Annotated in this window: 8 protein-coding genes, 3 tRNA genes, 3 rRNA genes and 1 other annotated feature; of the genes, 5 read left to right on the forward strand and 9 right to left on the reverse strand. The window is 53.0% G+C overall.

The genetic code is table 11. The annotated features are described in order from the left end of the window. The first annotated feature begins 133 nt into the window (after positions 1–133). Together ACL2XO_RS21555 and ACL2XO_RS21560 are read left to right on the forward strand one after the other, a co-directional pair. Positions 134–883 carry an enoyl-CoA hydratase/isomerase family protein gene (locus ACL2XO_RS21555; protein WP_413741498.1) on the forward strand — a complete coding sequence of 250 codons (750 nt, stop codon included), beginning with the start codon at positions 134–136 and terminating at the stop codon, positions 881–883. A 660-nt stretch (positions 884–1,543) separates the two neighbouring features. Continuing rightward, positions 1,544–2,074, forward strand: coding sequence for a carbapenem self-resistance protein CarG family protein (locus tag ACL2XO_RS21560; protein ID WP_413725402.1), 531 nt, complete (start codon positions 1,544–1,546; stop codon positions 2,072–2,074). A 179-nt stretch (positions 2,075–2,253) separates the two neighbouring features. Here the strand turns inward: ACL2XO_RS21560 and ACL2XO_RS21565 are convergent. The 9 genes from ACL2XO_RS21565 to rluD all read right to left on the reverse strand — a co-directional run bounded on the left by ACL2XO_RS21565 (position 2,254) and on the right by rluD (position 13,003). Then, positions 2,254–2,330: transfer RNA gene (locus ACL2XO_RS21565), tRNA-Asp, on the reverse strand. 115 nt (positions 2,331–2,445) lie between these two features. Next, positions 2,446–2,561 (reverse strand): 5S ribosomal RNA (gene rrf / locus ACL2XO_RS21570). A 125-nt stretch (positions 2,562–2,686) separates the two neighbouring features. Continuing rightward, positions 2,687–5,697: ribosomal RNA gene (locus ACL2XO_RS21575) — 23S ribosomal RNA — on the reverse strand. A gap of 411 nt (positions 5,698–6,108) precedes the next feature. Continuing rightward, positions 6,109–6,184, reverse strand: a tRNA-Ala gene (locus tag ACL2XO_RS21580). A gap of 192 nt (positions 6,185–6,376) precedes the next feature. Continuing rightward, positions 6,377–6,453, reverse strand: a tRNA-Ile gene (locus ACL2XO_RS21585). 74 nt (positions 6,454–6,527) lie between these two features. Beyond that, a 16S ribosomal RNA gene (locus tag ACL2XO_RS21590) occupies positions 6,528–8,070 on the reverse strand. The 16S, 23S and 5S rRNA genes sit together here with 3 tRNA genes alongside, the layout of an rRNA operon. Before the next feature lie 512 nt (positions 8,071–8,582). Continuing rightward, entirely contained in the window at positions 8,583–11,156 is a 2,574-nt protein-coding gene (clpB, locus tag ACL2XO_RS21595) for an ATP-dependent chaperone ClpB (protein WP_132926244.1), read from the reverse strand. Between the two features lie 129 nt (positions 11,157–11,285). Next, positions 11,286–12,026 carry a purine nucleoside phosphorylase YfiH gene (gene yfiH / locus ACL2XO_RS21600; protein WP_413741499.1) on the reverse strand — a complete coding sequence of 247 codons (741 nt, stop codon included), beginning with the start codon at positions 12,024–12,026 and terminating at the stop codon, positions 11,286–11,288. Positions 12,027–12,028: 2 nt separating this feature from the next. Next, positions 12,029–13,003 (reverse strand): 23S rRNA pseudouridine(1911/1915/1917) synthase RluD, encoded by a 975-nt coding sequence (gene rluD / locus ACL2XO_RS21605; protein WP_132926240.1) that lies wholly within the window; start codon positions 13,001–13,003, stop codon positions 12,029–12,031. A 129-nt stretch (positions 13,004–13,132) separates the two neighbouring features. Between rluD and bamD the strand changes: the two genes are divergently transcribed. From bamD to pheL, 3 genes are all read left to right on the forward strand, one after another. Further along, on the forward strand, positions 13,133–13,864 hold the full coding sequence (gene bamD / locus ACL2XO_RS21610) for an outer membrane protein assembly factor BamD (protein ID WP_132926238.1): 732 nt from the start codon (positions 13,133–13,135) through the stop codon (positions 13,862–13,864). A 271-nt stretch (positions 13,865–14,135) separates the two neighbouring features. Continuing rightward, positions 14,136–14,468: a ribosome-associated translation inhibitor RaiA gene (raiA, locus tag ACL2XO_RS21615; RefSeq protein ID WP_203524810.1), complete on the forward strand. Its 333-nt coding sequence runs from the start codon at positions 14,136–14,138 to the stop codon at positions 14,466–14,468. Between the two features lie 141 nt (positions 14,469–14,609). Further along, positions 14,610–14,735, forward strand: a sequence feature (Phe leader region). Further along, the gene (pheL, locus tag ACL2XO_RS21620) at positions 14,611–14,658 is read left to right on the forward strand and encodes a pheA operon leader peptide PheL (RefSeq protein ID WP_132928019.1); all 48 of its coding nucleotides are present in this window, start codon (positions 14,611–14,613) and stop codon (positions 14,656–14,658) included. It overlaps the preceding feature by 48 nt. Positions 14,736–14,758 lie beyond the last annotated feature (23 nt).

The following is a 14,758-nucleotide window of genomic DNA, read 5'->3' on the forward strand; positions in this document are numbered from 1 at the left end:
CCGCAAATTGTATTAAATGAATATTTATAACTTTCATATAATCTATCATAGCGTGTTGAATAGCGACTTTATGACAAAAGAAAACGTATCATCAGCCCATTAAACCGGCTGTTTCCGACCAAGGAAAATGACTATGATTCTAGAAGAAAATATAGGTTCAGTCCGTTTGATTACTTTAAATAATTTTTCTAAATATAATATTATTAATGAGGATCTCGAGATTGCCATTATCAAGGCGCTCATGGCCGCCGAGCATGACGAGGCAGTCAAATCATTGGTGGTATACGGTGGCGAAAACCGCTCTTTTTCAGCCGGGGGCAACTATAACGAGATTAAAAAACTGAGAGGAGAAGCCGCTGAACGCTGGATTGACAGGCTGGTTGAGCTTTACCGCACGGTATTGGAGGTGAACAAGCCCACAGTGGCCGCAGTGGATGGCTATGCCATCGGTATAGGCTTCCAGCTCGCCATGATGTTTGACCGGCGTATCATGTCGGCAGACGCCTGTTTCGTCATGCCGGAACTTAAGCAAGGCATCTGCTGTTCGTTAGGCGCGGCTATTTTGCATTTCACACATGGCTACACCACTATGCAAGAGATCATTTATCGCTGTGGCGAAATGAATGCGCGACGCTGTCTGGACTATCGCCTTATCAATCAAATCACCGAGCGTGAATTGCTGGTGAGTGCCGCTATCGGCCATGCAAATTTACTAGCGGCATACCCAAGAGCTGTATTCAGCCATACCAAGCGCGCCATGAACAAACCCTTTATCCAGACGCTTGAGCGATCGGGGCAGGAATCAAAATTATTGCAAAAAAAATTTTTCGCTTCCCATGCCAATAAGCATGGCACGCAGAAATCCAGCCTGAATTTAACGTAAAATTAAACTAACGATCTATAGCCTTTGCTATGTATGGCAATGCGATCTCGTTTTATCAAACAAGACTATTGCTGTCTTGTATCGATATCATCAGATTACCGATGAGATAGGCCCATCAAGAAAATCTACCCTATACCACAGCAACACTTTTTTATGATAAAACTGAACCGCAGATCCCGATAAACAATGTCTCAGCTTCTGTATAATATCGCCTACACATTATCTAAATTCACAACAAAACAGCGGTTTTATCTTCTACTCAAAGCGTTAAACAATTATTTATATTAGTATGAAACCACTATCTTCTTTCTACAAATCTAAGCACTGATTATCACACTATAATTTGAAAATACACCATATCAATAATTATTATAGCGCACAGCCAGAATATTTTAATATTTTGTTGTGAGTCGGGTTAGTTTTATCTTGATAAACTTGAACCGAATGCCGGTCAGGTAAAATTATAGGTTTGCCGCGAAGGCCATTGATAGTAAAAGGATAAACGCCTCACCCAAACCAATCGTCTTCACTTTTAACTGGATGGATAATGCTGAAAGGATATATACAGGCACTATTAATTTATACAATTTTCATTGCAGTCAGGGCTGATTATTTATTATCCGCGTCTCTAATCGGTAATTATTTAGTAGAGGAATGCCGATGAAAAATAGCTTTCTGGCGGGATTACTGTTTTTCCCCTTCCCTATTTACGCCGCTCCCTTGATCCCGGTGGACTTAACCCCGGGCGCCAATATCATTGACATCAATAACGATGGTTGTGATGATTATATTATGCTGGGGCAATTCGACAACAATACCGCATATCCCAATCGCGGCATGAGTTTTTTTATCCGCAAGCCTGACGGAGGGTTTAGTATCGTCCCGGTGGCAAATAATGATTATTTTATCTGGTTTGACTACTGGTTATCCGCATCGGCCATCGCCATTGCCGATACGCGGCTTTATCGCGCCGGTTCACACTACTATCTGGTGAGCGCCCATAAGACCGGCGACGACCTGTCGGATACGCAACCGGTTTCATTCAGTGTCTACCAGCTTAGCGAAACGCACAACGACCCCGGTATGCCGCTGTACAGCTGGCAGGTGATGAAAACATTTTCCAGCTCGCAGCCCTATTTATCCGTGGAACAGGCATTTTCGGAAATTGATCGAATCAGCCTGCCCCCCTGAGGCGCAATTTGATTATCCTGCAGGAGGCGGTCTTCCGATCGCTGTCCTCTCACAGCAATGTACGCACCGTTTAGCATCAGGGAGTGCGCCACAGTGAGACCGTGTCCATCAAGACGCTCTCGCCATGCTTGGCATACGAAAAAAAACCCCGAACAGATGTTCGGGGCTTCTTATTGCAGTGGCGGTGCGGACGGGACTCGAACCCGCGACCCCCGGCGTGACAGGCCGGTATTCTAACCGACTGAACTACCGCACCACGATTCGGTACTACACCCAAACTTAACATTTGCGGGGTCAACGCATGTCATAAAACCGTTTGTGGTGCTTCACCAACGCCTCTCGTTACACTCGAGGTATCGGCCTTAATGGATGCCTGGCAGTTCCCTACTCTCGCATGGGGAGACCCCACACTACCATCGGCGCTACGGCGTTTCACTACTGAGTTCGGCATGGGGTCAGGTGGGACCACCGCGCTAGTGCCGCCAGGCAAATTCGTTATCCAACCGTCATCTTTTACTGATGACCATTGGCCTTTATCCGGAACAATCGCTGAAAATTCTCTCATCGCCCTTGCGGACAACGCTCTCACAGCTCAAACACCTTAGGTGTTGTAAGGTTAAGTCTCACGGGTCATTAGTATCGGTTAGCTCAACGCATCGCTGCGCTTACACACCCGACCTATCAACGTCATCGTCTTTAACGTCCCTTCAGGTGGCTTAAAGCCACAGGGAAGACTCATCTCGAGGCAAGTTTCCCGCTTAGATGCTTTCAGCGGTTATCTCTTCCGCACGTAGCTACCGGGCAATGCCATTGGCATGACAACCCGAACACCAGTGGTGCGTCCACTCCGGTCCTCTCGTACTAGGAGCAGCCCCTCTCAATCTTCCAACGCCCACGGCAGATAGGGACCGAACTGTCTCACGACGTTCTAAACCCAGCTCGCGTACCACTTTAAATGGCGAACAGCCATACCCTTGGGACCTACTTCAGCCCCAGGATGTGATGAGCCGACATCGAGGTGCCAAACACCGCCGTCGATATGAACTCTTGGGCGGTATCAGCCTGTTATCCCCGGAGTACCTTTTATCCGTTGAGCGATGGCCCTTCCATTCAGAACCACCGGATCACTAAGACCTGCTTTCGCACCTGCTCGAGCCGTCACTCTCGCAGTCAAGCTAGCTTATGCCTTTGCACTAACCTCACGATGTCCGACCGTGATTAGCTAACCTTCGTGCTCCTCCGTTACTCTTTAGGAGGAGACCGCCCCAGTCAAACTACCCACCAGACACTGTCCTCGACCCGGATTACGGGCCGGAGTTAGAACATCAAACATTAAAGGGTGGTATTTCAAGGTTGGCTCCATAAGGACTGGCGTCCCTACTTCTAAGCCTCCCACCTATCCTACACATCAAGGCTCAATGTTCAGTGTCAAGCTATAGTAAAGGTTCACGGGGTCTTTCCGTCTTGCCGCGGGTACACTGCATCTTCACAGCGAGTTCAATTTCACTGAGTCTCGGGTGGAGACAGCCTGGCCATCATTACGCCATTCGTGCAGGTCGGAACTTACCCGACAAGGAATTTCGCTACCTTAGGACCGTTATAGTTACGGCCGCCGTTTACCGGGGCTTCGATCAAGAGCTTCTCCTTGCGGATAACCCCATCAATTAACCTTCCGGCACCGGGCAGGCGTCACACCGTATACGTCCACTTTCGTGTTTGCACAGTGCTGTGTTTTTAATAAACAGTTGCAGCCAGCTGGTATCTGCGACTGGCTTCGGCTCGGGAAGCAAGTTCCTCCACCTAATGCCAGCGTGCCTTCTCCCGAAGTTACGGCACCATTTTGCCTAGTTCCTTCACCCGAGTTCTCTCAAGCGCCTCGGTATTCTCTACCTGACCACCTGTGTCGGTTTGGGGTACGATTCGATGTGACCTGGTGCTTAGAGGCTTTTCCTGGAAGCGTAGCATCAACCCCTTCACCACCGTAGTGGCTCGTCATCACGCCTCAGTGTTATAAGAGAACGGATTTTCCTGTCCTCTCCACCTGCACGCTTGAACCGGGACAACCGTCGCCCGGCCGGTCTAGCTTTCTCCGTCCCCCCTTCGCAGTCACACCCAGTACAGGAATATTAACCTGTTTCCCATCGACTACGCCTTTCGGCCTCGCCTTAGGGGTCGACTCACCCTGCTCCGATTAACGTTGAACAGGAACCCTTGGTCTTCCGGCGAGCGGGCTTTTCACCCGCTTTATCGTTACTTATGTCAGCATTCGCACTTCTGATACCTCCAGCAACCCTCACAGGCCACCTTCTCAGGCTTACAGAACGCTCCCCTACCCAACAATACCCGAAGGTATCGCTGCCGCGGCTTCGGTGCATGGTTTAGCCCCGTTACATCTTCCGCGCAGGCCGACTCGACCAGTGAGCTATTACGCTTTCTTTAAATGATGGCTGCTTCTAAGCCAACATCCTGGCTGTCTATGCCTTCCCACATCGTTTCCCACTTAACCATGACTTTGGGACCTTAGCCGGCGGTCTGGGTTGTTTCCCTCTTCACGACGGACGTTAGCACCCGCCGTGTGTCTCCCGTGATAACATTCTTCGGTATTCGCAGTTTGCATCGGGTTGGTAATCCGGGGTGGACCCCTAGCCGAAACAGTGCTCTACCCCCGAAGATGAATTCACGAGGCGCTACCTAAATAGCTTTCGGGGAGAACCAGCTATCTCCCGGTTTGATTGGCCTTTCACCCCCAGCCACAAGTCATCCGCTAATTTTTCAACATTAGTCGGTTCGGTCCTCCAGTTAGTGTTACCCAACCTTCAACCTGCCCATGGCTAGATCACCGGGTTTCGGGTCTATACCCTGCAACTGTGCGCCCAGTTAAGACTCGGTTTCCCTACGGCTCCCCTATTCGGTTAACCTTGCTACAGAATATAAGTCGCTGACCCATTATACAAAAGGTACGCAGTCACCCCATCACTAAGCCCCCTCTGCTTATTTTGTCGGTTGGGCGTCGCTTTCGCTCCGCCTGCCGCACCTTTAGCAAAGGATGCATATGCAGCTTCACCACTGGCTTAGTGATGGGGCTCCCACTGCTTGTACGTACACGGTTTCAGGTTCTGTTTCACTCCCCTCGCCGGGGTTCTTTTCGCCTTTCCCTCACGGTACTGGTTCACTATCGGTCAGTCAGGAGTATTTAGCCTTGGAGGATGGTCCCCCCATCTTCAGACAGGATATCACGTGTCCCGCCCTACTCATCGAACCCACAACCTCTGCACCTTCGGATACGGGGCTATCACCCTCTGTCGCCGGACTTTCCAGACCGTTCTCCTGATGCAAAAGCTGATGGTGGTTCTGGGCTGTTCCCCGTTCGCTCGCCGCTACTGGGGGAATCTCGGTTGATTTCTTTTCCTCGGGGTACTGAGATGTTTCAGTTCCCCCGGTTCGCCTCATTGCGCTATGGATTCACGCAATGATAGTGCAACGAATTGCACTGGGTTTCCCCATTCGGACATCGCCGGCTAATAACGCTTCATATCAGCTTACCGACGCTTTTCGCAGATTAGCACGTCCTTCATCGCCTCTGACTGCCTAGGCATCCACCGTGTACGCTTAGTCACTTAACCTCACAACCCTAAAGTGTTTGTTCTGTCCGACCGGCTGCACAAATACATGGCCGCGTTGCTCCGGTACTCGAAATCCTCATGGACATACAGTCCACTCCGGTTTCTCCGTGCCGGGCGCCTTGCCCTGCATTCGTTCGCTCAGTCTTGCTTCGGCGCGGCCTGTTACGGACATCGCCAGCGTTGGACAGAGGCTGTTATCGACATAACAGCATTCTAGGTTTGCTTGCTTTGAGAGACTCGCATACTGATTTTGCTCAGCATGTTTTTTCAAATTTTCAGCTTGTTCCGGATTGTTAAAGAGCAGTATTTCGCAGCATACTCAACACGCGTTCACCCGCAGGTGCCGCCATATCAGTGTGCTCTGAAATAATTAAAGAAAAACCAGACAATCTCTCATTTCGCGGCGCGAAATGGTGGAGCTAAGCGGGATCGAACCGCTGACCCCCTGCGTGCAAAGCAGGTGCTCTCCCAGCTGAGCTATAGCCCCAAGTCGTTTCTAACCTTTTAGTATCGTATCAATTCTTTTTCACGCGAATATCGCTGTGCATCAATGAAGAATACAAAGCAACGTCGTTAAAAAGGAAAGCAACACGATAGCCCATTCGTTTCCAGGCAAGGCGTGGGGTCACGAAGTTTATAATAATAAACGAGTGGCGCCGCAACGCAGCATGGGAAGGAATGGTAGGCCTGAGTGGACTCGAACCACCGACCTCACCCTTATCAGGGGTGCGCTCTAACCACCTGAGCTACAAGCCTATAGAAGGTTTTTCTTGCTCAATACTGTTATCAGACAATCTGTGTGGACACGTCACTCGACGCGCATCTTTCGGTAAGGAGGTGATCCAACCGCAGGTTCCCCTACGGTTACCTTGTTACGACTTCACCCCAGTCATGAATCACAAAGTGGTAAGCGCCCTCCCGAAGGTTAAGCTACCTACTTCTTTTGCAACCCACTCCCATGGTGTGACGGGCGGTGTGTACAAGGCCCGGGAACGTATTCACCGTGGCATTCTGATCCACGATTACTAGCGATTCCGACTTCATGGAGTCGAGTTGCAGACTCCAATCCGGACTACGACGCACTTTGTGAGGTCCGCTTACCCTCGCGAGTTCGCTTCTCTTTGTATGCGCCATTGTAGCACGTGTGTAGCCCTACTCGTAAGGGCCATGATGACTTGACGTCATCCCCACCTTCCTCCGGTTTGTCACCGGCAGTCTCCTTTGAGTTCCCACCATGACGTGCTGGCAACAAAGGATAAGGGTTGCGCTCGTTGCGGGACTTAACCCAACATTTCACAACACGAGCTGACGACAGCCATGCAGCACCTGTCTCAGAGTTCCCGAAGGCACAACTCCATCTCTGAAGTCTTCTCTGGATGTCAAGAGTAGGTAAGGTTCTTCGCGTTGCATCGAATTAAACCACATGCTCCACCGCTTGTGCGGGCCCCCGTCAATTCATTTGAGTTTTAACCTTGCGGCCGTACTCCCCAGGCGGTCGATTTAACGCGTTAGCTCCGAAAGCCACGGCTCAAGGCCACAACCTTCAAATCGACATCGTTTACAGCGTGGACTACCAGGGTATCTAATCCTGTTTGCTCCCCACGCTTTCGTACCTGAGCGTCAGTCTTCGTCCAGGGGGCCGCCTTCGCCACCGGTATTCCTCCAGATCTCTACGCATTTCACCGCTACACCTGGAATTCTACCCCCCTCTACGAGACTCTAGCCTGCCAGTTTCAAATGCAGTTCCCGAGTTAAGCTCGGGGATTTCACATCTGACTTAACAAACCGCCTGCGTACGCTTTACGCCCAGTAATTCCGATTAACGCTCGCACCCTCCGTATTACCGCGGCTGCTGGCACGGAGTTAGCCGGTGCTTCTTCTGCGGGTAACGTCAATGATTGAATCTATTCAATCCAACCCCTTCCTCCCCGCTGAAAGTGCTTTACAACCCGAAGGCCTTCTTCACACACGCGGCATGGCTGCATCAGGCTTGCGCCCATTGTGCAATATTCCCCACTGCTGCCTCCCGTAGGAGTCTGGACCGTGTCTCAGTTCCAGTGTGGCTGGTCATCCTCTCAGACCAGCTAGGGATCGTCGCCTAGGTGAGCCGTTACCCCACCTACTAGCTAATCCCATCTGGGTTCATCCGATGGTGTGAGGCCCTAAGGTCCCCCACTTTGGTCTTGCGACATTATGCGGTATTAGCTACCGTTTCCAGTAGTTATCCCCCTCCATCGGGCAGATCCCCAGACATTACTCACCCGTCCGCCGCTCGCCGGCAAAGTAGCAAGCTACTTTCCGCTGCCGCTCGACTTGCATGTGTTAGGCCTGCCGCCAGCGTTCAATCTGAGCCATGATCAAACTCTTCAATTAAAAGCTTGATGCTCAAAGATTTCATCTGGTTAATCTTTTGAATTAACTGTTTGTCACTCTTCAAGACTTGTATTGTTGTGTTTCGATACGGTCTTGTGAGTGCCCACACAGATTGTCTGATAAATTGTTAAAGAGCATGGCCGGGGAGGTCTAAAATCTCACCTGGCGCGGGTTGCGTATATTACGTTTTCCCGCTGAAGAGTCAAGCTTTTATTTGTTTTAACAAAGCGCTTTTCCCTTCCCGACCCGGTCCGTCGCAGCGGTTAATCCCGGTCAGTGGAGGCGCATTATAGGGACTTCCCGAGGCGAGACAAGCACTATTTTCAAAATAAAGTTTAGTTGCTCATTATTAAACCGGATAGTTTCTCGGTAACGCTCTAAAGCAGCGGGGATGCTTTCACGGCAGCGTTTATTGGCGTTTATCCTTATCCCGATAAAAAAGCCCCGGAGTTAAACCCCCCGGGGCTTTTGAAGGCATCAAGCCGGCGCAATGATAAAAGCCGGCGGACGTTTTATTGCACGGCGACGATATGGCCGTCTTTTACATCCATGGTGATAGGCTTGCCGGGTATCAGCTTGCCGGACAGCATCTGCTGCGCCAGCGGGTTTTCAATTTCCTGTTGGATAGCCCGCTTCAGCGGCCGTGCGCCGTAAACCGGATCGAACCCGGTCTGGCCCAGCAATTCCAAGGCCGCGGGCGTCAGCGTCATGCTATAGCCGCGATCGTCCAGGCGTTTGTACAGCCGCTGCAGCTGAATCTGCGCAATGCGGGTGATATGTTCCCGCGCCAGCGGATGGAATACCACCACCTCATCAACCCGGTTGATAAACTCCGGCCGGAAATGATGACTGACCACGCCCAGCACCATTTCTTTCATTTCCTGGTAATTCATTTGGCCGAAGCGTTCCTGGATAACATCCGAGCCCAGGTTGGAGGTCATGATGACCACGGTATTACGAAAATCCACCGTTCGGCCTTGTCCGTCGGTAAGGCGTCCGTCATCCAATACCTGCAGCAGGATATTGAAGACATCCGGGTGCGCCTTTTCAATTTCGTCCAGCAGGATCACCGAATAGGGACGCCGACGAACGGCTTCCGTCAGATAGCCGCCCTCTTCGTAGCCGACATATCCCGGAGGCGCGCCCACTAAACGGGACACCGAATGTTTTTCCATAAACTCGGACATGTCGATACGCACCATGGCGTCATCGCTGTTGAACAGGAACGTCGCCAGCGCCTTGCATAACTCCGTCTTGCCGACGCCGGTGGGGCCGAGGAACATGAACGACCCGATGGGCCGATTGGGATCCGCCAGGCCGGCGCGGCTGCGCCTGATGGCATTGGCAACGGCTTCCACCGCTTCGTTCTGGCCGATGACCCGCTGATGGAGTTCTTCTTCCATCCGCACCAGTTTATCCCGCTCGCTTTCCAGCATGCGCGATACCGGTATGCCGGTCCAGCGCGCCAGCACTTCGGCTATTTCAGCGTCGGTGACGCGGTTACGCAGCAGGCGCATGGTTTTACCCTCGGCCTGGGATGCCGCCGCCAGCTGCTTTTCCAGTTCCGGAATTTTGCCGTACTGCAATTCGGACATGCGCGCCAAATCCCCGACCCGCCGGGCCTGTTCAATGGATATCTTCGCCTGTTCAAGTTCGGCCTTCAGATTTTGCGTGCCGGATAGCGAGGCTTTTTCCGCTTTCCACTCTTCTTCAAGTTCGGAATACTCCCGCTCTTTTTGCGACAGCTCCTCGTTGAGCATTTCCAGCCGTTTAATACTGGCATCGTCTGATTCTTTCTTCAGCGCCTGCTGTTCCAGCTTTAACTGGATGATGCGCCGTTCCAGCCTGTCCAGCGGCTCCGGCTTGGAATCTATCTGGATACGGATGCTGGAAGCCGCCTCGTCAATCAGGTCGATGGCTTTATCTGGCAACTGCCGATCCGAAATATACCGGTGCGACAGCGTCGCCGCGGCGACGATGGCCGGGTCGGTTATTTGCACATGGTGATGCAGTTCATAACGCTCTTTCAGGCCGCGCAGAATGGCGATGGTATCTTCCACGCTGGGCTCGGCGACAAATACCTTCTGGAACCGCCGTTCCAGCGCGGCATCCTTTTCGATGTACTGACGGTATTCGTTCAGGGTGGTGGCGCCGACGCAATGCAGCTCACCGCGCGCCAGGGCGGGTTTGAGCATATTGCCGGCATCCATCGCGCCGTCGGCTTTGCCGGCGCCCACCATGGTATGCAGTTCGTCGATAAACAGGATGATATGCCCTTCCTGCTTGGACAGATCGTTAAGCACGCCTTTCAGCCGCTCTTCGAATTCGCCGCGATATTTGGCGCCGGCCACCAGCGAACCCATATCCAGCGACAAAACCCGGCTGTGCTTCATCCCTTCCGGGACCTCGCCGTTCACGATACGCTGCGCCAGGCCCTCGACGATGGCGGTTTTACCTACGCCGGGTTCGCCTATCAATACCGGATTGTTTTTGGTGCGCCGCTGCAGTACCTGGATGGTGCGGCGGATTTCCTCGTCACGGCCGATGACCGGGTCGAGTTTGCCCTGCTCCGCCCGCTCGGTGAGATCGATGGTGTATTTCTTCAATGCCTGCCGCTGATCCTCGGCGCCCTGATCGTTCACGTTGTCTCCGCTGCGCATTTGTTCGATAGCCTGGGTGATTTTTTCCGGCGTGGCGCCGGCTGATTTCAGCAAATCCGCCAGCGTGCCGCGGGACTCGAGGGCCGCCGGCACGAACAGTTCGGAGGCGATGAAAGTGTCTGAGCGTTTTTGCGCCAGCTTGTCGCACAGATTCAACACCCTGACCAGATCGGCGGAGGGCTGGACGTCGCCGCCGGTGCCCTCAACCTGGGGCAACCGTTCAATCGCCTGTTCAATGGCGGTGCGCAGCGGCACGGGATTGACGCCGGCGGATTGCAGCAGCGGACGTACCGTGCCGCCTTCCTGGTTGAGCAGCGCCTGCATGACGTGTAAAGGTTCGATGAATTGATTGTCGCGCCCAAGCGCAAGGGACTGGGCATCGGCGAGGGCAAGCTGGAATTTATTGGTAAGACGATCCAGACGCATAACTCCTCCCATATTGGTCAAAATTGCTACTGGAGATTAAATAAGGTCGTTTATTTAAAATTCAAGGATATTTCGCCAAACATTGGGAAAATCTTTGTTATCCACCATGGATCGTCTTGGTAAGAGAGATTATATCAGCCAGACCAAACTTGCCATACGTCCGGTGATTCCATCGCGCCGATAGGAGAAAAATGTTGATGCTTCGAACACAGTGCAGTGGTCGCCGCCGGAAATTTGGCCGATACCGGCGCCCGATAACCGCAAACGGGCCAGGTGGTAGATATCGGCAAGGTATTTTTCGCCGTGGGGAACGAATGCCTCGCCGGCTCGGGGATCTTGTGAAACGAACGCTTCGCGGACTTCAGGACCGACTTCAAATGACCGCGGACCGATGGCCGGTCCCAGCCAGGCCATGATATCGGCGGGATCCGACTGAAAACGGGCCAGCGTTTGCTCGAGAATACCGGCGCATAATCCGCGCCAGCCGGCATGGGCCGCCGCCACCTCGGTGCCTGCGCGATCGCAAAACAGTACCGGCAGGCAATCGGCGGTCATGACGGCGCAAACCTGACCGGCGGCGCGCGTGTAGGCGGCGTCGGCCCGCGGCGGCGTATCGCCGTTACCGCAGCTTTCGTTGATGACCGCCACATCGGTGCCATGTACCTGCTCCAGCCAGTTCGGCGAGGCGGGCAACTGTGCCATTACCTCCAGGCGCCGGCGGTTTTGCGCTACCGCCGCCGGGCTGTCCCCGACATGCAGACCGAGGTTCAGCGAGGCATAGGGCGCCGGGCTGATCCCCCCCAGACGCGTGGTGGAATAAGCCCGAACGTTGGCCGGAGCGGGCCAGTGGGGAATCAGCAGGGAATCCATGGTTAATCCATCTGATCCGCGAAGGTTTCGCTATCCGCCTTCATGACGGCGATTAATTCCACCATATCCTGCGGCAGCGGGGCGAACCATTCCATTTCAATGCCGGTGACGGGATGGTACAGCCGCAGCCTGGTTGCATGCAGCGCCTGGCGATCAAAGCCGCGCAGCATATTCACAAACTCTTCCGAGGCGCCTTTAGGGGGACGGGGGCGGCCGCCATAGAGCGGATCCCCCACCAGCGGATGGTTGATAAAGGCCATATGAACGCGTATCTGGTGGGTACGTCCGGTTTCCAGCCGCAGCCGCAGCCGGGTATGGGCGCGGAAATGCTCCATGATGCGGTAATGGGTCACCGCCGGTTTGCCCATGGGATGCACCGCCATATGGGTACGCTTGGTGGGATGGCGGGAAATGGGCTGCTCCACCGTGCCGCCGGCGGTCATGGTCCCCATGGCCACCGCTTCGTATTCACGGGTGATTTCCCGCGCCTGCAATGACTCCACCAGCCGGGTTTGCGCCGGTACGGTTTTTGCCACCACCATCAGACCGGTGGTATCTTTATCCAGCCGATGTACGATACCGGCCCTGGGCACTTCGGCGATGGCGGGATAATAATGCAGCAACGCATTCAGAATGGTGCCGTCGGCATTGCCCGCCCCCGGATGCACCACCAGATCCCGGGGTTTATTTATCACCAGGATATCGTCGTCTTCGTACACGATATTCAGCGCGATATCCTGCGCCGCCCAGCGGGTTTCTTCCTCGATAATCGCGTCGATTTCAATGGCTTCGCCGCCAAGAACCTTCTCTTTGGGCGTAGCGGTCACGTTTCCGTTCACCCGGACCCGGCTGTCGAGGATCCAGATTTTTATACGGGAGCGAGAATAATCAGGGAACAATTCGGCCAAAGCCTGATCTAACCGTTGCCCAAGTTGTGATTCATTCACCATCGCGGTGAGGAGTTGTTGTTGTGCCATATGCAGCTTCTTCGTTATCGTTGGGTTTTCACGGCAATGCCGTTTAGAATTATGCTATTGTAGCTGGTCTCATTCGGGAGCTTAACGGACAGTCTCCCGGAATAACACTCTGAGGATAAGCAAAACGTCATGATGCGTATGAAATATCTGGTGGCAGCAGCCACATTGAGCCTGATGCTGGTCGGTTGCTCCAGTTCCAAGGATGCCGTTCCTGATAATCCGCCCTCCGAGCTGTACAGCACCGCACAACAGAGATTACAGGACGGCGACTATAAAGGAGCCATCAAAGAACTGGAAGCACTGGATAACCGTTATCCCTTCGGTCCTTACGCGCAGCAGGTTCAGCTTGATTTGATTTATGCCTATTACAAATCGGCGGATCTCACGTTGGCCCAGGCCTCCATCGATCGCTTCCTGCGTCTGAACCCGACACATCCGAACGTCGATTACGTCCTGTATATGCGTGGTCTGACGGATATGGCGCTGGATGACAGCATGATTCAAGGGTTCTTCGGCATCGATCGTTCCGACCGCGATCCGGAACATGCCCGTGCGGCTTTCCGGGACTTCACCCAATTGATTCGCGGCTATCCTAACAGCCAGTATGCCACGGATGCCAATAAACGTCTGGTTTATCTTAAAGACCGGCTCGCCAACTACGAGCTGGCGGTGGTGCGTTTTTACACCCGTCGCGGCGCCTATGTGGCGGTAGTCAACCGGGTCGAGCAGATGATGGTTGATTTCCCTGATACCCAGGCAACCCATCAAGCATTGCCGTTAATGCAAAACGCCTATGAAGAGCTGCGGCTGCCCGGCCAGGCTGACAAGGTAGCGAAGATTATCCAGGCCAATCCCGCCTGAACCTCGCCTACATGAACGTAAAACGGCAGCCAAGGCTGCCGTTTTCGTTTGTCGCCATGCGCCGGCGACAAGAATGCATCTGAATCATCTCATCGATAATGACCGATCCGCCGGCAACTCTCAAGCCCCCATTGTCCTTTTCTGAGACCGGTTCACAAAACCCCTTAGCCTCTGTTGAACCGCCGATAAAAAGTGATCTTTATCACACTTTTTGCCCTTCGAGAGGGTATGCTGGCATTACGTAGACGGGAAAACACAGAGAGGCAGTGATATGATTATCAATATTACCAGCAAACAAATGGAAATCACCCCGGCCATTCGTCAACATGTGGAAGAACGTCTGGCAAAGCTCGCCAAGTGGCAGACGCAATTGATAAACCCTCATATAATCCTCTCAAAACAACCGCAGGGATTTGTGGCTGACGCCACATTGAACACGCCAAACGGTCCGCTTGTAGCCAGCGCCGGTAACCTGGATATGTATGCCGCCATTAATGAGCTGATAACCAAGCTGGAACGGCAGCTCAATAAAGTGCAGCATAAAGGCGAAGCCCGCCGCGCCACCGAATGCGTCAAGATCAACAACAACCTGGCGGTTTTCTAACCGATAGGGGCGGCCCGGGAGGATTTCTCCCGCCGCATAACGGGTCACACCCCACAACGCGCCGTAACGGCGCGTTTTATATTGACAGAATGAAAAGCCAGCGGTTACTGTAAACACTCCAAAAGATCACTAAGCCGATACAATGCACATGACCCCGTTTTTCTTCGCCTTCTTTTTTACCTTCCCCTGAATGGGAGGCAGCTCGTCATGTGAGAAAGAATGCGAAGACGAACAAAAAGCCTCCTGACAACAGGGGGCTTTTTTTATTACGGCGTGAAAGGTAACTAAAC

It is taken from the genome of Sodalis sp. RH15, from assembly GCF_047324255.1.
Taxonomy (GTDB): domain Bacteria; phylum Pseudomonadota; class Gammaproteobacteria; order Enterobacterales; family Enterobacteriaceae; genus Acerihabitans; species Acerihabitans ligni.